The organism is Streptomyces caeruleatus, from assembly GCF_001514235.1.
Classification (GTDB): domain Bacteria; phylum Actinomycetota; class Actinomycetes; order Streptomycetales; family Streptomycetaceae; genus Streptomyces; species Streptomyces caeruleatus.
The window spans coordinates 25,406-49,647 of record NZ_KQ948928.1 but is presented as its reverse complement, the minus strand read 5'-3'; the positions used below and the strand labels follow the sequence as shown (position 1 = coordinate 49,647).

Here is a 24,242-nt window from a genome sequence, read left to right as displayed (position 1 = left end):
CATGCCAGCGCGACCTCGCCTGCCTGCGTCGGGCATGAAGTGCGTGTATGTACGCAGAGTAAAGCCAGGATCGGCGTGCCCGAGCCAGCGAGCGAGGGAGACGACTTCTGAGCCGTGTCAGCCCCGGCCGGTTGCCGCGGTGAGGGCCGTGAGGTCGTCCTCGTAGGTGAGATAGCGGCCGGTGAGGGTGTCGGCCTCGCCCCGGATGAGGCGCAGTAGGTTGCCGAGGGCCTCGGTGACCGGGACGTACTTGCCGGCCTCGCGCTGTGCGTCGAGCCAGGAGACGATGCGGCGGTCCCACGGGTTGTCGCTGTCCTGGACCGGGGCGGCGGACCCGCCGAGGCCGACGTCCACGATGCCGGGGTGGTAGCTGAACGCGGTGACGCCGTGCGGCAGCAGTTCGATGGCGATGTTCTCCGTCAGCTTGTTCACCGCCGCCTTGGACACCGAGTACGCGCTGACGTGCGGCCAACGGGTGTGCCCCGCATGGCTGGAGATGGTGACGACCCGCCCCCGGCCGCGCTCGACCATGCCGGGCAGCACCGCACGGCAGGCCGCCAGCGCGCCGCCCAGGTTGACCTCCATGGCGTGCCACCACTCGGCCGCGTCGTTCTCCCAGGCGGGCCCGGCCGGTCCGGGCACACCGGCGTTGTTGACGAGCACGTCGATGCCGCCGAGCCGTGCGGTGGCCAGTTCCACGGCCTTGGCCAGCTCGACGTCGTTGGTGACGTCGGCCACGGCCGTGACGACCTCGGGGCCCCGGTCGAGTCCGGCGGCGGCCCTGGGCAGCGAGTCGGCGTCCCGGGTGGTCAGCACCAGGTGCGCGCCCTCGGCGTGCAGCGCCTCGGCGATGGCCCGGCCGAGGCCACCGGCCGCGCCGGTCACCATGACGCGCAGCCCCGTCGGGCCACCCATGTCCTGCGGCATCGCAACCTCCGTCTTGATCATGTGAACTTCCCTGGGGTGCTCGGGGTGGCCAGCTCCCGGTCGAGGTGGTCGGCCAGCAGCTGCGGCGAGGGATGCTCGAACACGAGCGTCGCGGGCAGCCGCAGCCCCGTCAGCGCGCTCAGCCGGTTGCGCAGTTCCACCGAGGTCAGTGAGTCCAACCCGGCCTCGTACAGGCTCCGTTCCGGCGGCAGCGCCGTACCGTCCCGATGGCCGAGCAGCTCGGCGGCGGCCGCGCGCACCTCGGCGAGGAGCCGTTCGGCCCGCTCGGCCGGGGCCAGGTCACGCAGTCGGACGGTGGGTACGGCGGCGGCAGGACCGGCGGGCACCAGGCCGCGCAGCAGCTCGGGCGCCCCTCGGGTGCGGAGCTTGGCGAGGTCGAACCTGGCGAGGGTGAGAACCGCGTCGTCCTGCCGCAGCGCCTCGTCGAACAGGGCCAGCGCGAACGCGGTGGGCATGGGCAGGGTGGAGTCCGGGAGGGTGCCGTCGCGGTCGGTCTCGCGCAGTACGTCGGTCATGCCGGAGGCCTCCTCCCACAGCCCCCACGCCTGGGACTGGGCAGGCAGCCCGGCGGCCCTGCGGTGCTCGGCGAACGCGTCCAGGAATCCGTTCGCCGCCGCGTAGTTGCCCTGCCCCGGGCTGCCCAGCACACCGGCCAGCGAGGAGAACAGCACGAAGGCGGCCAGGTCGGTGTCCCGGGTCAGTTCGTGCAGGTTCAGGGCGCCGTCGAGCTTGGGGCGCAGTACGTGCTCGACCTGGTCGGGGGTCATCCCGGTCACCACGCCGTCCGCGAGCACCCCGGCCGCGTGCACCACCGCGATCAGCGGATGCCGCGCGGGCACGAGGTCGAGGGCGTCGGCGAGGGCGCCCCGGTCGGCGGCGTCGCAGGCGGCGACGCGCACCTCGGCGCCCAGCCCGGTCAGTTCGGCGATGAGGGAGTCGGCGCCGCGACCCCCGCTGCGGCTGGTGAGGAGGAGGCTGCGGACGCCGTACCCGGTCACCAGGTGCCGTGCCAGCAGTGATCCGAGGGTGCCGGTGCCGCCGGTGATCAGCACCGTGCCGCCGCTGAGGTCCGGGCGGGCGTTCCGGCCCGGCGCGGCACGCGTGAGCTGCGGTGCCTGGAGTCGGCCCTCGCTGATGCGCAGGTGTGGCTTTCCGGCGGCCACGGCGTCGGCGAGGCGGGCCGGGGAACGGGGGTCGTCGTCGGTCTCGACCAGCAGGAATCGGCCGGGGTGCTCGGACTGGGCCGACCGTACGAGGCCGCGGGCGGCGGCGTGGGCGAGGTCGTGGGTGCGGGTGAGGACTACGAGGGGGGCGTCGGACGGGTGGTCGGCCGCCAGCCAGTGCTGGATGCGGGAGAGGGTCTCAAGGGTCGCCGCGCGGACGTCGTCGGGGGGTGGGGTGAAGAGGACGGCGTCCGATGCGGGTGCCCCGGCCGGTCCGTCCAGTTCCGTCCACCGCATCCGGTACACCGAGTCCGGCGCCAGTGTGCCGTTCAGCTCGCGCAGCGGCACGGTGCGCAGGCTGAGGGTGCCGTGGAAGAAGGGATCGCCCTCGGCGGTCGTGAGGCTCACGGTGAACTCGTCCCGGCCGGCGGGGGCGAGGTGGGCGTACGCGTGCGTGGAGTGCCGGTCGCTCGCCCATACGTCGTGCCATACGAAGGGCAGCCCGACGTGCCCGTCCGGGCGCTGTTCGGTCAGGGCGAGGGCGTGCAGGGCGGCGTCGCCGAGCACGGGGTGCAGGCCGGGGCCGGTGAATCCGCCGGGTGCCTCTTCGGGCAGCCGTAGCTCCACGAAGAGTTCGCCGCCGCGCCGCCACAGTCTGCGTACGGCCCTGAAGGCGGGACCGTACTCGTAGCCGCGCTCGGCGAGTGACGCGTAGTCGACGTCGATCTCGTCGGCGTCGGCGTCGGCTGGGGGCAGCGGCATGGTGGACGGCTCGGTGGTGTCGGCGATCGTCCCCTGTGCGTGGCGTCGCCACGGGCTGCCGGGCTGGTCCGGCCTGCTGAAGACCTCGACGGTGCGCCGGACGGGGTCGGCCACGACCTGGAGTTCCGCCGTGCCCTGCTGGGACAGGGCCAGAGGCTCCTCGATGACCAACTCGCCGATTCCGGTGCCCCGCGCGGCGCGTAGCGCGAGGTCGAGCAGGGCGGTGCCGGGCAGGACGCAGGTGCCGTTCACGGCGTGGTCGGCCAACCATGGCTGCTCTGCCGGTGAGAGACGGCCGGTGGCGACCGACTCGCCGCTGCGGGCCGATTCGACCGGCGGGCCGAGCAGCGGGTGCCCGGTGCGTGCCGTGGACGCGGCGGTCGTCGTGAGCCAGAAGCGGCGCCGCTGGAACGGTGTGGTCGGCAGCGGCACCAACCGCCCTTCACCGGTGGCCGGACGCACACCTCGCGTGTACAACTCGGCTGCGGACAACAGGAACCGTGCGAGTCCGCCGTCGTCACGCCGCAGGGTCCCGGTGACGGCCCCGGCCGTGCCGCACTCCTCCAGCGTCTGCTCGATACCCGAGGTCAGCACCGGGTGCGAACTGGACTCCACGAAGACCCGGAAGCCCTGGCCGACGAGATGCTCGACGGCGGGCTGGAACCGCACGGGCTGGCGGAGGTTGCGGTACCAGTAGGTGCCGGTGAGCGTGGCGTCGCCGACCCAGTCCAGGTCGACGGTGGAGTACATCGGCACGGAGGGCGCGCTGGTGTGCACCTCCCCGAGGCGGGCGACGAGTTCATCGCGCAGCGCCTCCATCTTCGGACAGTGCGAGGCGACGTCGACGCGGATGCGGCGGGCGTGCACGCCGTCGAGCGCGCACTCGGTGAGCAGCCCGTCGACGGCCCGGTCGTCTCCGGCGACGACGATGCTGGAGGGGCCGTTGAGGGCGGCGATCCAGAGTTGGTCCGGCCAGCGTTCCAGCAGCCAGTCGACCTGTGCGCGGGACGCGGTCACCGATGCCATGCCGGCGCTGACGCCGAGTTCGGCGATGACCTGGCTGCGCACCACGACGACCCGAGCGGCCTCCTCCAGGGACAGTGCGCCCGCGACGCACGCGGCGGCCACCTCGCCCATGGAGTGCCCGATCACCGCGTCCGGTTCGACGCCACGGGAGCGCCACAGGGCGGCCAGCGACACCATCACGGAGAACAGGGCGGGGTGGATGACCTCCAGCCGCTTCAGCCGGTCGGCGTCACCGGCCAGAACCTCGGTGAGCGACCAGTCCACGTGGGGTTTCAGGGCCCGTTCGCAGGCGTGGATGGATTCGGCGAACACCGGTTCGCCCATCAGCCCGGCCGCCATGCCCAACCACTGGGTACCCTGGCCGGGGAAGACGAACGCGACCTTCCCGTCTGCGGTGGATCCGCTGGAGACGACCACATTCCGCGCCGGCTTTCCCTCGGCCACGGCCCGCAACCCGGCGAGCAGTTCCTCGCGGTCGCCGCCGACCACGACGGCCCGGTGGGAGAAGTGACCTCGGGAAACGGCGAGTGAGTGCGCGAGGTCCGCCGGTGCGGCGTCCCCGGCCACCGGGAGCAGTCGCGCCGCCCACTCCCGTAGCCGCTCGGGGGTCTTCCCGGACAACGTCCAGGCGACGACGGACGGTTCGGCGACGGACGGTTCGGCGACGGGCGTAGGTGCCGGTTCCTTGGGTGGTGCCTCCAGGATCACGTGCGCGTTGGTGCCACTGACCCCGAAGGAGGAGACGGCCGCGCGCGCAGGGCGGTCCCGCTGCGGCCACGGCATGCTCTCGGTGAGCAGCCGGACATCGCCCGCCGCCCAGTCGACATGCGGCGACGGCTCGTCCACGTGCAGTGTCTTCGGCAGGACGCGGTGCCGCATGGCCTGGACGACCTTGATCACGCCGCCGACCCCGGCCGCTGCCTGGGTGTGCCCGATGTTGGACTTCAGCGACCCCAGCCAGAGCGGAGTGACGCGGTCCTGCCCGTAGGCGGCCAGCAGGGCACCGGCCTCGATCGGGTCGCCGAGCCGGGTGCCGGTGCCGTGTGCCTCGACGGCGTCCACGTCGGAGGGTGTCAGCCCGGCGTCCCGCAGGGCGAGCCGGATCACCTGCTGCTGTGCCGTGCCGCTCGGCGCCGTGAGGCCGTTGGACGCGCCGTCCTGGTTCACCGCGGAGCCTCGGATCACGGCCAGTACCGGGTGCCCGGCGCGACGGGCATGGGACAGCCGTTCCAGTACGACCATCCCGACGCCCTCGGCCCAGCCGGTGCCGTCCGCGGCCGCGGCGAACGCCTTGGACCGCCCGTCCTCGGCCAGCGCGCCCTGCCTGCTGTACTCCACGAACGTCTGCGGCGTCGCCATCACGGACACCCCGCCGGCCAGCGCGAGTTCGCACTCGCCCCGGCGGATCGACTGCGCCGCGAGGTGGATGGCCACCAGGGACGAGGAGCAGGCCGTGTCGACGGTGAGCGCCGGACCGCGCAGGCCCAGCACATAGGAGATCCGCCCGGTGGCGGCGGCGCCCACGGTACCGGTGCCGAGATAGCCCTCCACCTCACGGGGCACGCGGTCCGGGTCGGTGACGTAGTCGTGGTAGATCAGGCCCGCGTACACCCCGACCCGCGCGCCCTTCAGGGACGTCGGGTCGATGCCCGCGTGCTCCAGCGCCTCCCAGGAGGTCTCCAGGAGCAGCCGGTGCTGCGGGTCCATCGCCAGCGCCTCGCGCGGCGAGATCCCGAAGAACTCGGGGTCGAAGTCGGCCATGTCACGAAGGAACCCGCCCCGCCGGGTGCGCGAGGTGCCGCTGCGGCCGGGGTCGGAGTCGAACAGCCGGTCGAGGTCCCAGCCCCGGTCGTCGGGGAACTCGGAGGTGGCGTCGACCCCGTCGGCCACCAGCCGCCACAGCTCGTCGGGGGTGGCGACCCCGCCGGGGTAGCGGCAGCCGATGCCCACGAGTACCACGGGATCGTCGTCCGGATCGTGGTCGGTGCCGGTCGGTACGGCGGTGCGCGCGCCGGTGATGGCCTGCGGCTCGGGTGAACCGGTGAGTTCGTCCCGCAGGAATCCGGCGATAGCCCGCACCGACGGGTACTCGAACGCGAGCGTCGTGGGCAGGCGCAGCCCCGTGGCGGCGGCGACCCGGTCCCGCAGCCGGACCGCGTCCACCGAGGTGAGCCCGTACTCGCGCAGGGCCCGGTCCGGGTCGATCCCGACGGTGTCGCCCATCACCTCGGTGACCTGGCCGGTCACGAGGTCGACGAGCCTCCTGCCGAGGTCGGTCCCGGTGATCCCGGTCAGGTCAACCCGGTCCGGCAGCCGGTCCTGTGCGGCGGCGGGCGCCGATCGCACGGCTGCGACGAGGGTGCTGCCCGGCCGGCTCAGCGCGACGTCGACGGCGTTGCGGATCCGGTGCTCGGTCAGCCCCTCCGCCAGCACCAGGGTGGTGGGAGCAAAACCGGCGATGGTGATCGTCACGGTGGCGCCGGCCACCGTGACGGTGACCGTGGCGCCGTGCTCCGGCCCGGGCAGGCCCACACGCCACGCCTCGTGGTAGGCCACGAGGTGACGGGCGATCAGGTCCGCCGGCTCCCCGGCGTCTCCCGCCAGGACCACCTCGCGGCCGGCCAGCGACCCGGCCGCGGCGGGCAGTTCGCCGCCCGGGAGCGGAGCCAACTCACCGCCCGCCCCCATGAGATGGAGGCCGGTGTGGGAGCCCGCGACGGCGAGCAGCCGCCCGGGCAGCTCGGCGAGCGCCTTGCGGGCGACCTTGCCCGTGGCCGTCCTCGGCAGCGCGGTGACGGCACGTACCTCCACCGGCACCTTGAAGTAGGCGAGTTCCCGGCGGCACCACGCGAACAGCTCCGCGCAGTCGAGGCCGTCGGGTTCGGGCACCACCAGCGCCACCGGGACCTGGCCGAACTCGTCGTCCGCCAGTGCCGTCACGGCCGCGTCGCGCACACCGGGCACCCGGGCGAGCACGGCCTCGATCTCGGTGGGGTGGACGTTCTCCCCGCCCCGGATGATCACGTCGTTGCGCCGGCCGGTGATCCAGAGGTAGCCGGCGTCGTTGCGGCGGGCGAGGTCGCCGGTGCGGTACCAGCCGTCGCGCAGCACCTCTGCGGTGGCCTCGGGCAGGTTGTGGTAGCCCAGCATCACATTCGGTCCGCTGACCCAGACCTCGCCCTCCTCGCCGGTCGGGACCTCGACGCCGGTGTCCGGGTCGACCACGCGCAGGTCGAGGCCGGGCACGGGCGGGCCGCAGGAACCGGGGACGCGCTCGCCGTCCGGCCGCATGGCGGTCATGGTCCCGCTGGTCTCGGTGCTGCCGTAGCTGTCGGTGAGCCGGACACCGTAGGCCGCCTCGAACGCCTCGGCGAGCGCGGGCGTGCTGACCGCACCCGCGATGAAGCAGACCCGCAGCGCGGGCAGCGTGAGCCCTTCCGCACCGGCGGCGTGGACCAGGTTGTGGTAGATCGTCGGCACGCCGACCAGGAAGGTGTACGGCCGGGAGCGCAGCTCGTCGAGGACCTCGGCGGCGGAGAACCCCGCCATCAGATGGGCCGTGGCACCGACCGCCGTAACGGCCATCACGCACAGGTGATGGCCGAGGGTGTGGAACAGCGGCAGCGGCCACAGCAGCGTGTCCGCCGCGGACAGTCCGACCATCGGGACGTAGCAGTTGGCGGCGTTCCACAGCGCCGCGCGCTGCGTGGACAGCACGCCCTTGGGGCGGCCCGTGGTGCCCGAGGTGTAGAGCAGGAACGCCGGTTCGTCCAGGCCGAGGTCGTCGCGGGGAGGGACGGCGGGTTCGCGGGTGGACAGGTCGTCGTACGACAGCGTGTCCGGCAGCTCTGCGCCGGCCACGACGAGGTGCCGTGGTCCGATGGCGCGTACCTGCTCCGCGTGCGCGGTGTCGGTGATCACCGCCTGGGCGTCGCTGTCGGTGAGGACGTACCGCAGCTCCGCGTCGGAGGAGTGCGGGTTGACGGGTACGCCGACGCAGCCGGCGCGGTTGACGGCGAGGTAGCTCTCGACCATCTCCACCCGGTTGCCCAGCAGGATCGCCACCCGTGCGCCCCGGGGCAGACCGAGGGCGACGAGATGGCCGCCGAGCCGGGCCGTACGGCGCTCAAGTTCCCGATACGTCACCGCGCCCCGTACGTCGGAGAACGCGACCTTGTCTCCGCGCGACTCCGCGTGAGTGCCCAGCAGTTCGGGCAGCGGGCGGATCACATCGGCACCGGCGCCGCGGGGCGCTCGTGGCTCGGTCATGAGAGGGCTCCCGTCACGGACTCGACCGCGGCGAGCACGGCGCCCGATCCGACGAGTTCGACGGTGTCGTCGATCTCGGGTGCCAGATACCGGTCAGGGCCCGGGCCGGGCACACCGGAGGACCTCAGCAGCGCGACGACCTCGCCGGTGGCGGCGGACGGCGGCAGAGGGGCACGTAGGTCGAGGGCGCGGGCGGCGGTCAGGATCTCGATGGCGACGACGCGGGTGAGGCCGTCGACGGCACGGCGCAGTTTGCGGGCCGCGCCCCATCCCATGGACACGTGGTCCTCGGCCATCGCGCTGGACGGTATGGAGTCGACGGACGCGGGGGCCGCGAGGCGTTTGAGTTCGGAGACGATCGCGGCCTGGGTGTACTGGGCGATCATGTAGCCGCTGTCCACGCCGGGGTCGTCGGCGAGGAACGGCGGCAGGCCGTGGTTGCGGGCGGTGTCCAGGAACCGGTCGGTGCGGCGTTCGCTGATCGAGGCGGCGTCGGCGGTCGCGATGGCCAGGAAGTCGAGCGCGTAGGCGACGGGTGCGCCATGGAAGTTGCCGTTGGACGCCACCCGTCCGTCGCTGTGCAGGACGGCCGGGTTGTCGACGGCCGCGGCCAGTTCACGCCCCGCGACCACGGCGGCGTACTCGACGGTGTCGCGGACGGCGCCGTGCACCTGGGGAGTGCAGCGCAGCGAGTACGCGTCCTGTACGCGGGTGCAGTGCGGCCCTCGATGGGAGGCGACGACACCGGAACCGGCCATGATCGCGACCAGGTTGGCCGCGGCGGCGGCCTGCCCCGGATGCGGCCGCAGTGCCTGGAGCTCGGGGGCGAACGCCCGGTCGGTGCCGAGCAGCGCCTCGACGGACATGGCGGCCGCGATGTCCAGCGTCTTGAGCAGCCGCCGCAGATCGGTGACGGCGAGGACGAGTTGGGCCAGCATGCCGTCGGTGCCGTTGATGAGGGCGAGGCCCTCCTTCTCGCACAGGTCGACCGGGCTGAGCCCGGCGGCGGTGAGCGCCTCGGCGGCGGACATCAGCGCACCGGAGGCGTCACGCACCTCGCCCTCGCCCATCAGCGCCAGCGCGCAGTGCGCGAGCGGTGCCAGGTCGCCGGAGCAGCCGAGCGAGCCGTACTCCCGCACCACCGGCGTGATCCCGGCCGACAGCATGGCGGCGAGCCGCTCCGCGGTCTCGGCACGCACCCCGGTGTGCCCGGTCGCCAGCGTCGACAGCCGCAGCAGCATCATGCCGCGTACGACCTCCCGCTCGACCTCCTGCCCCGTGCCGGCGGCGTGCGAGCGGACCAACGACCGCTGCAGCCGGGACCGCTGCTCGGGCCGGATGTGCTGGGTCGCGAGGGCGCCGAACCCGGTCGAGATGCCGTACGACGGAGTGGGCGCGCAGGCGAGTTCCTCCACCACGGCCCGGCCCTTCTCCAACGCCGAGAAGGCGTCGTCACCGAGACGGACCGGCGCGCCCTCCCGTGCGACGGCGGCGACCTCGACGAAGGCGAGCGGGCGGGTCCCGACGGTCACGGTAAGGGTCCGGGGCCGGGCCGAGCCCCACTCCAGCTGTTTGGTCATCGCGTCTCTTCCAATCGAACCGGTCGTCAAGGGAGGCGGCGGAGGCGGAGGCGGAACTCGGGCGGGCTCCTGCCGGATCAGCGTCGGCCGCCCGCGGTACGGAAGCCCCTGCCGTTCTTGCGGCCCAACGCACCGGCGGCGACGAGGTCGGCCAGAAGGGGGGCGGGTTTCTGCTCCGGCTGGGCGAGTTGGTCGTACAGGCGGCGCTGGATGGCCAGCGCGACGTCCAGACCGATCGTGTCGAGGAGGGCGAAGGGGCCCATGGGATGGCCGTAGCCCTGCTGGACGGCGTTGTCGGTCGCCTCGATGTCGGTGCCGGGGCGGCGCAGCAGGCCGACGGCGGCGCCGAGGTAGGGGAAGAGGAGGCAGTTGACGATGAAGCCGGCGCGGTCGGGGCAGGTCACGGTGGACTTCCCGAGACCGGCGGCGAAGGCGTCGGCGCCGGTGAACGCGTCGTCGGACGTGGCGTCGGTGCGGACCAGTTCGACCAGGCGCAGTGCGGGTGCCGGGTTGAAGAAGTGCATGCCGACGACGTCGGCGGCCCGTCCGGAGGCTTGCGCGCAGGCCGTCACGGAGAGGCTGGAGGTGGTCGTCGCGAGGATGGCGTCCGCTTTGGCGACCGTGCCGAGCCGGGCGAAAAGCGGGCGTTTGACGTCCAGGTCCTCCGCCACCGCCTCGATGACCAGATCGCGGTCCGCGACCGCTTGCAGGTCCGTGGCGGGGGTGAGTCGGGCGAGGGCCGCGGCCTTCTGCTCCGGGGTGGTCCTGCCGCGGCGGACGGCGCGGGTCAGGGAGTCGGCAATCGCCGCCAGGGCGGCGTCGGCCTTGTCCCGGCCGCGTGCCACCAGCACGGTGGGATGACCGGCGGTCGCCGTGACCTCGGCGATCCCTCGGGCCATGACGCCGGAGCCGAGGACGGCGACGGTACGGACGGGGCGGCCCACGGGGCTGTCGCGGGGTGCCTCCGAGGATGTGCCGCCCTCGTCGTCGTATGCGTGGAACCCTTCGCCGGTCTTGCGGCCCAGCCGTCCGGAGTCGACCAGTCGGGTCAGCAGTGGCGCGGGGGCGAAGGAGGGGTCGCCGGTCTGCCGGCGCAGTCGCGTCAGGGTCGCGTGGGCCGTGTCGAGGCCGAGGGTGTCGAGGAGCCGCAGCGGCCCGTACGGCAGTCCGCAGCCGAGGCGCATCGCGGTGTCGATGTCGTCGCGGGTGGCGTGCCCGGCTTCGAGGAAGGCCACGGACCGGTTCAGGTACGCCATCACGAGCGCGGTGGCGTCCTCGGCCGGTCCGGCGCCGATCTCGACCGGGGTCAGGCCCAGTTCGGCGATCAGCGAGTCGACGGCGCTCGCGGTGGCCGGGGAGGTCAGGGCGGTGGGCGCCGGTTCGACCGTGCCGCCGGGGCCGGGCGGCACGAGGAAGCGCAGGCCCGCGACGGTCTCCGGGCGGCCGGAGGCGATGGCGAGGTGAGGGACGGAGAGGGCGGAGGCGGTGGTGAGCACGGGAGCCTGCGAGACCTCGCCGAGACGGCGTAACACCGCTGTCTTGAGGGCGAGTTCGTCGGGCACCGCCTCGATGATCACGGTGGCGTCCTTGAGTGCGGCCAGGTCGTCGGTGAGGACGACCGAGTCCGCGGCGAGGGCCTTGAGGCGGTTGCCGACGCGGGCGAGTACGTCCAGGTCGGTGTCGACGGCGACGATGCGATGGCCGGCCTGGTGGGCGAGGCGGAGGAAGGCCTCGCCGACGGTGCCGAGGCCGATGATGCCGGTCAGGCCGATCGTCACGACGCCTCCTGTTTCCGCGTCCGCGGGCGGAAGCGGTTGATGGCGTCGATGTGCTGCGCGCGTAACGCGTGGTCGCGCACGCCGAGGCCCTCTCGTGGGGCCAGGCAGAGGATGCCGACCTTGCCCTGGTGGAGGTTGGCGTGGACCTCGTACGCCGCGTGCCCGGCCTGGTCCAGCGGGTAGACCCTGGACAGCGTGGGGTGGATGCGGCCCTTGGCGACCAGCCGGTTGGCCTCCCAGGCCTCGCGGTAGTTGGCGAAGTGCGAGCCGACGATGCGCTTGAGGGACATCCACAGGTAGCGGTTGTCGAACTCGTGCCGGTAGCCGGAGGTGGAGGCGCAGGTGACGATGGTGCCGCCCTTTCGCGTGACGTAGACGGAGGCGCCGAAGGTCTCGCGCCCGGGGTGCTCGAAGACGATGTCGACGTCCTCGCCGCCGGTCAGCTCACGGATGTGCTTGCCGAACCGCTTCCACTCCCTGGCGTCCTGGTCGTGCTCGTCCTTCCAGAACCGGTAGCCCTCGGCGCTGCGGTCGATGACCGCCTCGGCGCCCATGGCACGGCAGATGTCCGCCTTCTGGGGCGAGGACACGACACAGACCGGGTTGGCGCCCCCGGCGAGCGCCAGCTGGGTGGCGTACGAGCCGAGTCCGCCGCTCGCGCCCCAGATCAGCACGTTGTCGCCCTGCTTGAGCTGTGCGCCGTTACGGGAGACCAGTTGGCGGTACGCGGTCGAGTTGACCAGCCCGGGAGCGGCGGCCTCCTCCCAGGTCAGGTGCTCCGGTTTGGGCATCAGCTGGTTGGATTTGACGAGGGCGAGCTCGGCGAGGCCGCCGAAGTTGGTCTCGAAGCCCCAGATGCGCTGCTCGGGGTCGAGCATCGTGTCGCCGTGGCCGTCGGGGCTCTCCAACTCGACGGACAGACAGTGCGCGACGACCCGGTCGCCGGCGCGCCACCGGTTGACGCCGGGCCCGGTACGCAGCACCACGCCCGCCAGGTCGGATCCCAGTACGTGGTACGGCAGGTCATGGCGCCGGGCCTGCTCGCTGAGGCGGCCGTAGCGCTCCAGGAAACCGAAGGTCGGCAGCGGCTCGAAGATCGAGGACCACACGGTGTTGTAGTTGATCGCGCTCGCCATCACGGCGATCAGTGCCTCGCCCGGTCCCGGTTCCGGTGTCGGAACCTCCTGCACCTGGAGCGACTTGCGGGGATCCTTCTCTCTGGAGTCCATCCCCTCGAACATCGCGGTGTCCTCCCGGCGCACCACGTTGCCCCGGTAGTACTCCGGCAGGCGCAGAGCCGCCACATCCCGCGACGTGACGTCCTCCGGGTCCGAGAGGAGAGCGCCGATGATCTCATCCATGGGCCATCCGTGAGTGTCGAGTGGCTGTCGAGTGATGGCCGAGTAGATCTCCTTGAAGATTCACATGTCACCCGCCCGTGCCACGGAGCGGCACAAGCGGAAGCGGGCCTTCGAGGGCGGCGGCAGTCTTCGGTCAGAGGTGAGAAGTTCCTTAGCAGTCACCGGAGTTGATGTCTGAGAGGGAGATCGACATGACGAGTCGGCCCGAGGATGTGCAGCCGCGGTACCGGCCCTACACGGCCAAGGCCAGTGAGCCCTGGGAGGAACTCGCGCACGACCGGGCCCGCTGTCCCGTGGCCCGCAACGCCGAGTTGGAGGCCGTCCAGGTCACCACCTACGAGGGCGTCAAGGAGGTACTGTCCGAACACCAGTCGTGGTCCAGCGCGCTCGGCAACATCTGGCCGCTCAAGGAGCCGCTGCCACCCGAGGAGCAGGTGCTGGGCTGGGCCGACCCGCCGCGCCACACCCGCCAACGGAAGCTGCTGGTCAAGGCGTTGTCGGCGTCCCGTATCCAACATATGCGCCCGTTCAGCGAACGCTTCGCGGACGACCTGATCGACGAGCTCTCCGAACGGGGCTCGTTCGAGATGTACGACGACTTCGCGGCCCGGATGGCGGCAGGCCATGTCTGTGAGCTGCTGGGCGTGCCTGAGGGCGAGCGCGACGAGTACGCGCGGTCGGCGCAGCGGATGGAGGAGCTGGTCACCGACACCATGGACGGCCGGGCGGAGGGCGGGTACGGCTCCGAGCTCAACGAGTGGCTCGACTACCTCGGCGAGATGATCCGGGCGAAGCGGGCGGCCGGCCCTGGCAGCGACGATCTGATCACCCAGCTGTCGTTCGCCCGCGTGGACGGCGACTACTTCGAGGTGGGCGAGATCGCCCGCGTGATCCAGCTGCTGAACGTGGCCGGGATCGGCACGACGATCGGGGCGATCGGCAACACCGCCTATCTGCTCGACCGTTACCCGGCGCAGAAGGCACGGTTCCTGTCCGACCCCGAGGGTCTCGCGCGTTCCCTGGCGGCGGAGTCGCTGCGGTTCGAGTCGCCCATCTCGGGGCTGTGGCGGACCTGTTCCAGGCCGACCAGGATCGGGGACCTCGATGTCGAGCCGGGTGAGAAGGCGTTCGTCGTGATCAGCGCCGCGAATCATGATCCGCTGGTCTTCGACCGGCCGGACGAGTTCCTCATCGAGCGTGACTGGGCGAACCTGCCGATGAACCTGCCGTTCGGGCAGGGGATTCATTTCTGCGTCGGCATGAATCTGTCCCTGTTGGAGATGCAGGTCGCCGCGGCGAAGCTGTATCAGCGGATGCCTGGCCTGCGGGTGAGGCCCGGCTTCGAACCGGAACTGCTGCCGGGGGCGGTGCTGCGGCGGTTCCGGACGCTGGAGATGGTCTTCGACGGGCCGGCGCTGCCGAGGACGACCTGAGGATCATCGGACGAAACCCGCCCGCCGTGCTTGAACAGCACGGCGGGCGGCTCGCGTTCGTCAGACGCCGAAGTCTCGTTCAAGGGCGTCACACCCCGAAGTCCCGGTCGCGGGTCTCCGGCAGCGCCCGCACACACCCCAGGCTGACCAGGCACAACACCCCGGCGTAGAGGCCGAGCACCAGCGGTGACTGCCAGTGCGAGGTCAGCCAGGTCGCGACCAGCGGGGCGAAGCCGCCGCCGAGGGTGACGGCGAGGATGAAGGTGGCCGAGGCCCCGGTGTAGCGCAGCCGGGCCGGGAACAGCTCCGGCAGGAACGCCGCCATGGGCGCGAACATCATGACGATCAGGACCAGCCCGACGGTGAACGCCCCCGTGATCAGTACGGCGTTCCGGGTCTCCAGGGCTCCGAACATGGGCAGCGCCCACAGCGCGCACCCCGCCGCGCCGGCCAGCATCACCGGCCGTCTGCCGTACCGGTCGGCCGCCAACGCCACCGGCACGGTGACGGCCACGTCGGCCGCCGCGGCGATGCTGGTGACGGTGAGCATCGTGGGCTGCGGGATGCCGAGGGCGGCCGGCCCGTAGGAGAGGCTGTAGACGGTGGCCAGGTAGTACATCGCGGAGCCGCCGAGGGCAGCGCCCACACCGAGCAGCAGGGTGCGCGGGTGCTCCCGGATCAGGGCGCCGAGCGGGAAGCGGGGTGTGTCGGCGGTGGGCCGCTCTTCGAAGACGGGGGACTCGGCGATCCGGGACCGGACCCAGAGGCCGACGACGATGAGGCCCGTGCTCAGCAGGAACGGGATGCGCCAGGCCCACTCGGCGAAGCCGTCCCGGCCCGCGATCGCCAGCGTCGGCAGGATCACCGCGCTGGACAGCAGGAAGCCGAGCGGCGGCCCGGCCTGCGGGATCGCCGCGTACAGCGCGCGGCGTCCGGGAGGCGCGTGCTCGGCTGCCAGCAGCACGGCTCCGCCCCATTCGCCGCCCATGCTGACGCCCTGCAGCAGGCGCAGGGCCACCAGCAGCACGGGCGCGGCGAGACCGGCGGTCTCGTACGTGGGCAGCAGCCCCACACCGACCGTGGACACGCCCATCAGGACCAGGGAGAGGAACAGCGCGCGCTTGCGGCCGACCCGGTCGCCGATGCCGCCGAACACCACCACGCCGAGCGGGCGGGCCACGAAGGCGGCGGCCACGGTGAGGAAGGCGGCCAGCGTGGACAGCGTGGCATTGCCGGCGGGGAAGAAGGCCGGGCCGAGGACGAGGGCGGCGGCCGTGCCGTACACGGCGAAGTCGTAGTACTCGATGATCGTGCCGACGAGACTGGCGGCGGCGACCCGCGACGCGGGGGACTTTCGTGCGGTCGCGGGGACGGCGACGGGTTGGACGTCTCTGGTGATCTCGGACATGGAGCGGCTCACTTCCGATCAGGCCCGCAGGCTCAGTGATCCAGGACACACGCCAGGGAGAGCTGAGCCGGGACTGTAACGGCCCGTCCCACGCCGGGAGTTGGCGCGTGCCGCCCCTCGGCACGCGCGCTTTCTAGGCCTCCCCCACCCCAACTGCAATGACTGCGCACCGGATTGACATCACCGAGCGCGGTCCGCCGGCGGAGCGAGACATCGGAGGCTTCATGGTCCACGACATCGACACCGTTCTCGACGCGCCGATCGGCGACCATCCCGACCCGGGTGAGTTCATCAGGGCGGCGATGCGCTGGCACTTCGACCCCAGGACCGGTTCGCCGTTCTGGCTGGCGCGGGCGAGGACCCTCGACTTCGATCCGCTGACCGATGTGAAGGGCGTCGATGATCTGGCGCTGTTCCCGAACGTGTGCGACGAGCTGCGCGACGTACGCGCCGAGGATCTCGTCCCCCGCGGTTACGGCGACCGCCCTGACATCTGCGGGATCTACGAGAGCGGCGGCACCACCGGCCGGCCGAAGCGCGTGGTCCTGCTACGGGACTGGTTCGACAAGTCGCAGGCGTGGCTCGGCGCGACCCTGGACGCGCACGGTGTGCCGCGCGGCGCGAACTGGCTGATGATGTTCCCCACCGGGCCCCACATGGGCGGCTACGCGTACGCGCGGTTGGCCAGGGACCGCGGCAGCCACGCCTTCTCGATCGACATGGACCCGCGCTGGGTCAAGCAGCTCATCGCCGCCGGTCGCACCGAGGACGCCCGTGCCTATGCCGGGCATCTCCTCGAACAGGCCCGGCACGTGTTACGCGGTCAGGACGTGGGTGTCCTCGCCATCACCCCGCCGGTGCTCGAACGCCTGGCCGTCGACGAGGAGTTGACCGCTCTCGTACGGGACAAGGTCGGGGCGATCGTCTGGGCCGGTGCGCACATGGACGCCGCCACCCGTGACCTGCTCGGCGGCGAGGTCTTCCCCGGCATCCCGATCGTGGGCTTCTTCGGCAGCACGATGATGCTGCACAGCTGCGGCCAGCGGGGCACCGAGGACCCCGGCGCGTGCGTCTTCGATCCGCCGGCCCCCTTCATCACCTTCCGGGTCGTGGACGAGGACGGGAAGCCGGTCGAGTACGGCACACGCGGCCGGGTGGTGGTGAACCACGTCAGCCGGAGCTTCCTGCTCCCCAACAATCTCGACCGCGACGAGGCCACCCGGGTACCGGGGCCGCCGGGACAGGTGGGCGATTCCCTGGCGGATGTGACGCCGGTTCAGGTCTTCGACGGTGAAGCGGTCATCGAGGGGGTCTACTAGTGAGCGCCACGAGCCACCTCGTACGGCTCGACGCACTGGGCCCGAGCGGCGCGTACCGGTCGAGGAACGTCCAGACCGTCAACGACATCCATGGTGCGCCGTACGCCGAACTGAGCCTGGTCCCCCCGCTGTTCGTCGCCAGGACGATGGCGGCGCTGCGCAAGGCCGACCCGCTGCCGCTGGAACAGCGCCTGGACGCGATAGCGGCGGCGGGCCGGGCCTTCGCGACCGGGACCGTCGGCGGACTGTCCGCCGAGGAGTACCAGCACGCCGTGTGCCGGGTGTCCGGCCTGCCCTGGGTCACTACGGAAATGGCCCTGGAGTTCACCGCGCAGTACACGGAACGTGCTTATCTGAGCTCCCAGTTGGCCCGGCCCGCCGGCGCCGTCAACGACTGGCGCGACCCGCGCACCCGGCACGGCAGCGGCGTATGGGCGCGGCGCGGCCACGTGTTCGCCGTCCACGCCCCTGGCAACACCCCGAGCGCCCACACCCTGTGGCTGCAGTCCCTGGCCCTCGGCTACCGGGTGGCGCTGCGGCCGTCGAGCCGCGAGCCGTTCAGCCCGCACCGCTGGATCACCGCACTGCGCGACGCCGGCTTCGGCCCCGACCAGGTCGCCCTGCTGCCGACCGACCACGCCACGGCCGACGAGGTGGTACGGGGCGCGGACCTGGCGATGGTGTACGGCGACGACGAAGTGGTGCGCAAGTACGCCTCGTCGGCGACGGTGCTGCCGCAGGGTCCGGGGCGGTCGAAGTTCCTCCTCACCAAGGACGCCGACTGGACGTCGTATCTCGACACCGTCGTCTCCTCGGTCAGCGCGCACGGCGGCGCGGCCTGCATCAACACCACGACGGTGTACGTCGAGGGCGACCCGGCACCCTTGGCCCGGGCGCTCGCCGAGCGGCTCGCCGCGCTGCCCAGCCTGCCGCCCCAGGACCCCAAGGCGGTGCTGCCCGTGAAGCCGCTCGCCGAGGCCCGCGGGATCGAGCGGTTCCTGCTGGCCAAGGCCGCCGGTACGACGCCGTGGCTGGGCGGCGACGGCATCGTGGACGATCTCGGGGACGGCACCGCGGTACTGCGGCCGGCCGTGCACCAGGTGGCCCGGCCCGACGCCCCGCAGACCCGGATCGAGCAGCGCTTTCCCTGTGTGTGGGTGGCGCCGTGGAGCCCGGAAGCCGGGGTCGCGCCGCTCAGGGACACCGTGGTGCTCACCGCCGTCACCGACGACGAGGCACTGGTGGACCGGCTCTTCGCCGAGCCCAGCATCGCCAACGTCTATCTCGGCGACCATCCCACGTACTGGCTGCCCCCGGGCATCCCGCACGACGACTACCTGGAGTCGTTCCTGATGCGTACGAAGGCCTGTATCCGCTGACCCGTTGTGAAGGAGGGACGTTGATCCACCCGTCATTCACCCCTCGCATGCTGATCGGCGGCCGGCTCGTCGGCGCCGAAGGCGACCCGCTGGGCGTGCTCAACCCCGCCACCGAGGAGACCGTCGGCCACGTCCCCGACGCCACCGACGCCCAGTTGGATGCCGCCGTCTCGGCCGCGCGAGGTGCCTTCGAGACATGGCGTACGACATCGGTGGACGAGCGCCGGGCCGTCCTGACCGCCTGCGCGGCGTCCGTCCGCGGGCACATCGAGGAACTGGCCGTGCTCCTCACCACCGAGCAGGGCAAGCCCCTGGCCGACGCGCGCGTCGAGATCGCGGCCTTCGCCGACTGGCTCGACGCGCACGCCGCCCTGCCGTACACCGACGAAGAGATCACCGAGACCGGCACCCACCGCGTCCGGATACGCCGCGTACCGCTCGGCGTCGTCGCCGGCATCGTGCCGTGGAACTACCCGGTCGTCATCGCCGCCAAGAAGATCGCCCCGGCGCTGCTCGCCGGCAACGCGCTCGTGCTCAAGCCCTCGCCGCACACTCCCCTCACCACACTGCGCATCGGCGAGTTGCTGGCCGACGTCGTCCCCGCCGGTGTCCTGAACACCGTCAGCGGTGGCGACAGCCTCGGCCCGCGGCTCACCGGGCATCCCGGCATCCGCAAGATCGCCTTCGTCGGTTCCACCGCGACCGGCCGCGAGGTCATGGCCTCCGCCGCCCGCACCCTCGCCCGCGTCACCCTGGAGCTGGGCGGCAACGACCCCGCGATCGTGCTGCCCGACGTCGACCTGGACGAGGTGGTGCCGCGGGTCTTCTGGACCTGCTTCGCCAACAGCGGCCAGCTCTGCATCGCCGCCAAACGCGTCTATGTGCACGAGGAGATCTACGACGCCTTCGCGGAACGCTTCGCCTCGCTCGCACGGTCCGTCAAGGTCGGCAACGGCCTGGAGGACGGCGTCCAACTTGGCCCGCTCCAGAACCGCGCCCAGTACGAGAAGGTCGTCGGCCTCATCAAGGAGACCGTCGGCTCCGGCGCCAGGCTGCTCGTCGAGGGCGCGATCCCGGACGGCCCCGGCTACTTCGTGCACCCCACGGTGGTGGACGACCCCGCCGACGACTCGGCGATCGTCACCCGGGAACCGTTCGGCCCGGTCGTCCCGCTGCTGCGGTTCCGGGACCTCGACGACGTCGTACGCCGCGCCAACGACTCCGAGTACGGGCTCTCCGGCACCGTCTGGAGCCGCGACCTCGCCGCGGCCGAGGAACTGGCCGCGCGGATCGAGGTCGGCACCGTCTGGATCAACCAGGAGGCGATCCCGGCACCTGACCTGCCGTTCGGCGGTCACAAGTCCTCGGGCCTCGGGGTGGAGAACGGCGTGGAAGGCGTGCGGGAGCACACGGACACACAGGTGCTGTCGATCCGGTCGTGAGGCGCGGGCGCGCCGTGCGGCTCAGCGGCCCCAGCGCAGCAGCGTCGTCCCCACCGTCATGCCCCCGCCGAACCCGGCGAGCAGCACCAGCTCGTCGTCGGCGGGGGCGTCGGGGCCGCGCCGTGCGTGGTCCAGGGCCAGCGGGATGGACGCGGCGCCGGTGTTGCCGTGCCGGTCCACCGGCAGATGGGTCCGGGCCGTGCCCAGGCCCAGCCGCCCGGCGACGGAGCGCAGCATCTCCCCGTTGGCCTGGTGCGGCACGAAGTGCGCCACGTCGCGGCCCGCCACCCCGAAAGCGGCCAGCGTGCCCGCGACCGCCGCCGGCAGCTCCCGCTCCACGAACTGCCGTACGGCACGCCCCTGCATACGGAAGTAGTGGTCGCCCTGGGCCAGCGTCTTCTCCGAGGCAGGCGCCCTGCTGCCACCCGCGGTGACGCCGATCAGGTCGTGCAGATGCCCGTCGGTGCGCATCCCGGTGCCGACGAACCCGCGACCCTCACGCACCGGCCCGACCACCACCGCGCCCGCGCCGTCACCGAACAGCGGCGCCGTCCTGCGGTCACCCCGGTCGAGGATGCGCGAGTACACCTCGGCGCCGACCACCAGCGCCAGCCTGCGCCCGCCGTCCGCCTCGGGCGCGGCCAGCAGCCGGGTCCCGGTGTGCAGCGCGGCGACGAATCCGGCGCACACGGCGTTGACGTCGAACGCGGCCGCACGCCGGGCACCCAGCCGGTGCTGCACGAAGGCAGCGGTGGCCGGCTGGGGCTGGTCGGGCGTGGACGTGGCCACGACGATCCAGGCCACGTCGTCAGGACCGGCCCCCGCGTCGGCCAGTGCGCGCGCCGCGGCCTCGGCGGCCAGGTCGGAGGCCGCCTCGTGCTCGGCGGCGTACCGCCGCTCCACGATCCCGGTCTTCCGCTCGATCCACTCGGCACTCACCCCGGCCCGCTCAGCCACGGTCTCATTGCCGACGACCTGTTCGGGCAGGTACGAGCCGGTGCCAAGGATGCCCAGCGCGCCCACGGCGGGCGCGTACACGGTCCCGCAGGAGGGCTGGTCAGCAGGGCGGCGGCCCGCCGTCGCGTCACGCATGACGTCAAGGAGACGACCTCGTCCCTGTCCCCGTCATCCGTCCATGCCACGGGGCGGCACGGCAGGGGCGGAGACCGGGTCCTGGATCTTGCATGCCGTCGCAGGTCAGGTGTACCTCGGAACCCCGCCGCAGCACCCTCCAGTGCTGAGTGGACCTCCGGTAGCCGCGACCTGGGCCGATGTAACAGGGCCACGGCTTCAGTCTCCACGCCGGACAGCAGCCGGGCTGTTGCCGCGGCCCAGCCTCTGGTGACTTCACGGTAGGTGGACCGTCAACCGCATGCGTCCAGTATCCCGCCCCTGAGAGTGGGCCTGTGCCAGGACCGCTTGTCGAGACCGCTTTCCGCCCTACGGTCTGTCGCATGCCCGAAACCGGAGCTTCCCCCCTCCCCCCGACGCCCCCGGCGCGCTCCCCTCTCTTCCGCGCCGAGCAGTTCGTCTGGCTCACCGCGCGCGTACTCGAGCAGCGCCTCTTCGCGTACCACTTCCTGAACGGCGCCGCCGACCCGGTGGAGACCGCGCTGGACGCGTACCGCAACGAGGACGGCGGGTACGGCCACGCCCTGGAGCCGGATCTGCGCGGTCCGGTCAGCCAGCCGCTGCACACCGGTCGCGCACTGCACGTCCTGGACGCCGTCGAGCGCTGCGGCGGACAGCGCGTGGACCGCGTGTGCCGCTACCTCACCTCGGTCTCCACCCCGGACGGTGCCCTCCCGGCGATCCACCCCAGCCAGCGCGGCTACCCGGCGGCGCCCTTCATCCCGGTCGTGGAGGACGCTCCCAGCTCGCTCCTGGCCACCGGGCCGGTGGTCGGTCTGCTGCACCGCAACGAGGTCTGGCACGCCTGGTTGTTCCGGGCCACGGACTTCTGCTGGCAGGCGGTCGAGTCCCTGGAGAAGTCCCATCCGTACGAGATCGAGGCAGCGGTGGCGTTCCTGGACTCCGCTCCCGACCGCCCGCGCGCGGAGGCGGCCGCCGACCGGCTGGGCCGCCTGGTGCGCGAACAGCGCCTTGCGGTCCTCGACCCGGACGACCTCGGGGCGTACCCGGTCTCCCCCGGCTACGCCCCCGACGAGCACCATTTCCCGCACCATTTCCCGCACCACTTCGCGAGGACACCGCGCTCCTTCGCGCGCGCGTGGTTCACGGACGACGAGATGACCCGTTCCCTCGACCACCTGGCCGGCGAGCAGCAGGAGGACGGCGGCTGGCCGATCCGATGGCGGCAGTGGGCGCCGGGCACCGCCCTGGAGGCACGCCCCGCGGTGACGATCGAGGCGCTGCGCACACTCCGCGCGTACGGCCGCCACATCGGCTGACGAGCCTCACGCACCCAGGGCCCGCACCCCAGCCGTCACCACCACGGCCGCCGCGACGACCAGCAGGAACGGTGCCCGCAGGACGAGTGCCACGGCAGCCGCGGCGACTCCTGCCACCCTCGCGTCCAGCACCAGCTCATGCCCGTCCCCGAACGTCTGCTGAGCCGTGAGGGCAGCGAGGAGGGCGACGGGCAGCAGGGCGGCAAGACGCCGTACGAGAGGCCGCTCCAGAGCACCCGCGGGCACCAGCAGCCCGACGAGCTTGACGGCATAACAACCGAGAGCGGTGACACCGATCGCGATCCAGGTACTCACCGCTCCCCCTCCCGTACGTCTCCCCCGCGACGCCCCTGCGCCCACAGCACGGCCGGCGCCGCGAGGGCGGCCACCAGAACGGGCACACCGGCAGGCAGCACAGGCAGCAACCCGAGCCCCAGCACCACGGCGAGACCGGCGACAGCCCGCTCGGTCGCGGACTTCAGCATCGGCGCGAGCAACGCCAGGAAGACAGCGGGCCCGGCCGCGTCCAGCCCCCAGGCATCGGTGTCGCCCATGGCCTCAGCGCCGAGTCCACCGAGCAACGTGGTGACGTTCCAGAGGACGTACAGACTGAGTCCGGTCACCACGAACCCGATCCGCGCACTGCGCCGGGTCGGCTGTGCCAGCGCGACAGCAGCCGTCTCGTCGATCACCCACTGCGCGGCGAACGGCCGCACCGCGCGCGTGAGGCTCAGCAACTGCGACAGCCGCAACCCGTAGAAGGCGTTGCGCACCCCCAGGAAGAAAGCACCGGCGGCCGCGGTCAACGGAGCACCGCCGGCCGCAAGCGCCCCGACCAGCGCGAACTGCGACGCTCCCGTGAACACCAACAAACTGAGCGCGCAGGTCTGCACGAGCGTGAGCCCACTGCCCGCCGACGTCACTCCGAACGCGAACCCGGACAGGCCGACGGCGACACCGACGCCCAGCGCGTCCCGTACGACGACGCCATCCGGCCTGTCTCCTTCGACACGGAGATCTTCGAGAGCTTTCTGTTCTGCCACACCCGCGACGCTAGGCCGGCCACTCCCGCGCGTCTTGTACGTTCTTGCGCTCCCGCTGATACGCCCCCGGAGGTACGCCGACGATCCGGGTGAAATGCCGGTTCAGATGCGGCTGATCAGTGAACCCCACCTCGACGGCCGCCTCCGCCGGCGAGACACCCACGTCCAACAGCCGCCGAGCCTCCCGCACCCGCGCATCGGTCAGCCAGGCGTGCGGCGGCATCCCGTAGAGCTCCCGAAACGCCCGCAGCAAGGCGAACGGACTACTGCCAAGATCAAGAGCCAGCATCTCCAGACTCGGCGGCTCGGCCATCCGCCCTTCCAGCACCTCACGCGCGCGTACAGCGACCTGGGCCCCCGCCGTCCGCACCTCCCGCTGCGGCAGGGCCCCACCGTTCAACCGCAGCAGCCGGGTCACCGCAACCCGAAGCAACGTGTCGGCAGCCAACGCGTTGCCCTCATCAGCGGCACGCAGCACCTGATGCACCAGCCCCACCGCGTACCGGTCATCCAGCACCGGCCTCACGAACCCCGGTGTCCCCCGGATCAAGGTGGTCTCGGCCGCGATCTCGGCCACCACCTCAGGCGACGGGTACACGGCCCCGTACCGCCACCCCTCCGGAACCCCGGCCCGCCCGGTATGCGCCGTATCCGGATTGACCAACGCAAGGGCACCTGCCCCCGCGTACTGATCGGCCCCGCGATGGTGAAAAACCTCCACACCGTCCGCGATGGCGGCGATCACGAAGTGCTCATGGGTATGCCGCACAAACGTCTTCCGGATGTACCGCGCCCGCAGCAGATCGACCCCGGGCAACTCGGCGTACCGCCAGTGCCGCGCCCGCTCGCCTGAACCTGCCATACATCCATTCTGGGTGAGGACGGCGGATGCCGATCGGGCGGATGCCGATCGGGCAGGC

The 24,242-nt window shown here is 72.2% G+C and carries 14 protein-coding genes and 1 pseudogene; 5 read left to right on the top strand and 10 right to left on the bottom strand.

What is annotated here, in order from left to right; genetic code table 11:
- Positions 1-117: 117 nt before the first annotated feature.
- The 5 genes from AQJ67_RS15840 to ccrA all read right to left on the bottom strand — a co-directional run bounded on the left by AQJ67_RS15840 (position 118) and on the right by ccrA (position 12,887).
- A complete protein-coding gene (locus tag AQJ67_RS15840; RefSeq protein WP_244190468.1) occupies positions 118-948 on the bottom strand; it encodes an SDR family oxidoreductase in 831 nt (276 codons plus the stop codon).
- Positions 945-8,168 carry a type I polyketide synthase gene (locus AQJ67_RS15835; protein ID WP_062719410.1) on the bottom strand — a complete coding sequence of 2,408 codons (7,224 nt, stop codon included), beginning with the start codon at positions 8,166-8,168 and terminating at the stop codon, positions 945-947. Before AQJ67_RS15835 ends, AQJ67_RS15840 begins: the two co-directional genes overlap by 4 nt.
- Complete coding sequence (gene hutH / locus AQJ67_RS15830; RefSeq protein ID WP_062719409.1) at positions 8,165-9,748, bottom strand: histidine ammonia-lyase; 1,584 nt, start codon at positions 9,746-9,748, stop codon at positions 8,165-8,167. Before hutH ends, AQJ67_RS15835 begins: the two co-directional genes overlap by 4 nt.
- A 77-nt stretch (positions 9,749-9,825) precedes the next feature.
- Positions 9,826-11,526, bottom strand: coding sequence for a 3-hydroxyacyl-CoA dehydrogenase family protein (locus AQJ67_RS15825; RefSeq protein ID WP_063807329.1), 1,701 nt, complete (start codon positions 11,524-11,526; stop codon positions 9,826-9,828).
- Positions 11,523-12,887 (bottom strand): crotonyl-CoA carboxylase/reductase, encoded by a 1,365-nt coding sequence (gene ccrA / locus AQJ67_RS15820; RefSeq protein WP_062719408.1) that lies wholly within the window; start codon positions 12,885-12,887, stop codon positions 11,523-11,525. The genes AQJ67_RS15825 and ccrA overlap by 4 nt, the downstream gene beginning before the upstream one ends.
- A 191-nt stretch (positions 12,888-13,078) precedes the next feature.
- Here ccrA and AQJ67_RS15815 point away from each other — a divergent pair, with 191 nt between their 5' ends.
- A complete protein-coding gene (locus AQJ67_RS15815) occupies positions 13,079-14,320 on the top strand; it encodes a cytochrome P450 (protein ID WP_062719407.1) in 1,242 nt (413 codons plus the stop codon).
- 88 nt (positions 14,321-14,408) lie between these two features.
- Here the strand turns inward: AQJ67_RS15815 and AQJ67_RS15810 are convergent, their stop codons facing one another.
- Positions 14,409-15,728 (bottom strand): MFS transporter, encoded by a 1,320-nt coding sequence (locus AQJ67_RS15810; RefSeq protein ID WP_062719406.1) that lies wholly within the window; start codon positions 15,726-15,728, stop codon positions 14,409-14,411.
- Between the two features lie 224 nt (positions 15,729-15,952).
- Between AQJ67_RS15810 and AQJ67_RS15805 the strand changes: the two genes are divergently transcribed.
- From AQJ67_RS15805 to AQJ67_RS15795, 3 genes are read left to right on the top strand one after another with little or no spacing between them, the layout of a single operon-like run.
- Complete coding sequence (locus tag AQJ67_RS15805; RefSeq protein ID WP_062719405.1) at positions 15,953-17,047, top strand: acyl-CoA synthetase family protein; 1,095 nt, start codon at positions 15,953-15,955, stop codon at positions 17,045-17,047.
- Positions 17,047-18,426: an aldehyde dehydrogenase family protein gene (locus AQJ67_RS15800; protein WP_062719404.1), complete on the top strand. Its 1,380-nt coding sequence runs from the start codon at positions 17,047-17,049 to the stop codon at positions 18,424-18,426. The genes AQJ67_RS15805 and AQJ67_RS15800 overlap by 1 nt, the downstream gene beginning before the upstream one ends.
- Before the next feature lie 20 nt (positions 18,427-18,446).
- Positions 18,447-19,868 (top strand): aldehyde dehydrogenase family protein, encoded by a 1,422-nt coding sequence (locus tag AQJ67_RS15795; protein ID WP_208614977.1) that lies wholly within the window; start codon positions 18,447-18,449, stop codon positions 19,866-19,868.
- A 21-nt stretch (positions 19,869-19,889) separates the two neighbouring features.
- Here the strand turns inward: AQJ67_RS15795 and AQJ67_RS15790 are convergent, their stop codons facing one another.
- Positions 19,890-20,960 (bottom strand): 3-oxoacyl-ACP synthase III family protein, encoded by a 1,071-nt coding sequence (locus AQJ67_RS15790; RefSeq protein WP_079055981.1) that lies wholly within the window; start codon positions 20,958-20,960, stop codon positions 19,890-19,892.
- 362 nt (positions 20,961-21,322) lie between these two features.
- On the opposite strand from AQJ67_RS15790, the gene AQJ67_RS15785 reads away from it, so the two are divergent.
- Complete coding sequence (locus AQJ67_RS15785) at positions 21,323-22,279, top strand: hypothetical protein (RefSeq protein ID WP_062719402.1); 957 nt, start codon at positions 21,323-21,325, stop codon at positions 22,277-22,279.
- A 6-nt stretch (positions 22,280-22,285) separates the two neighbouring features.
- On the opposite strand, the gene AQJ67_RS15780 is transcribed toward AQJ67_RS15785, so the two are convergent.
- From AQJ67_RS15780 to AQJ67_RS15770, 3 genes and pseudogenes are all read right to left on the bottom strand, one after another.
- On the bottom strand, positions 22,286-22,594 hold the full coding sequence (locus AQJ67_RS15780) for an AzlD domain-containing protein (RefSeq protein WP_062719401.1): 309 nt from the start codon (positions 22,592-22,594) through the stop codon (positions 22,286-22,288).
- The gene (locus AQJ67_RS15775) at positions 22,591-23,322 is read right to left on the bottom strand and encodes an AzlC family ABC transporter permease (protein ID WP_062719400.1); all 732 of its coding nucleotides are present in this window, start codon (positions 23,320-23,322) and stop codon (positions 22,591-22,593) included. The genes AQJ67_RS15780 and AQJ67_RS15775 overlap by 4 nt, the downstream gene beginning before the upstream one ends.
- A gap of 16 nt (positions 23,323-23,338) precedes the next feature.
- Positions 23,339-24,184, bottom strand: a pseudogene (locus tag AQJ67_RS15770) (AraC family transcriptional regulator); the annotation flags it as partial.
- Between the last annotated feature and the right edge of the window lie 58 nt (positions 24,185-24,242).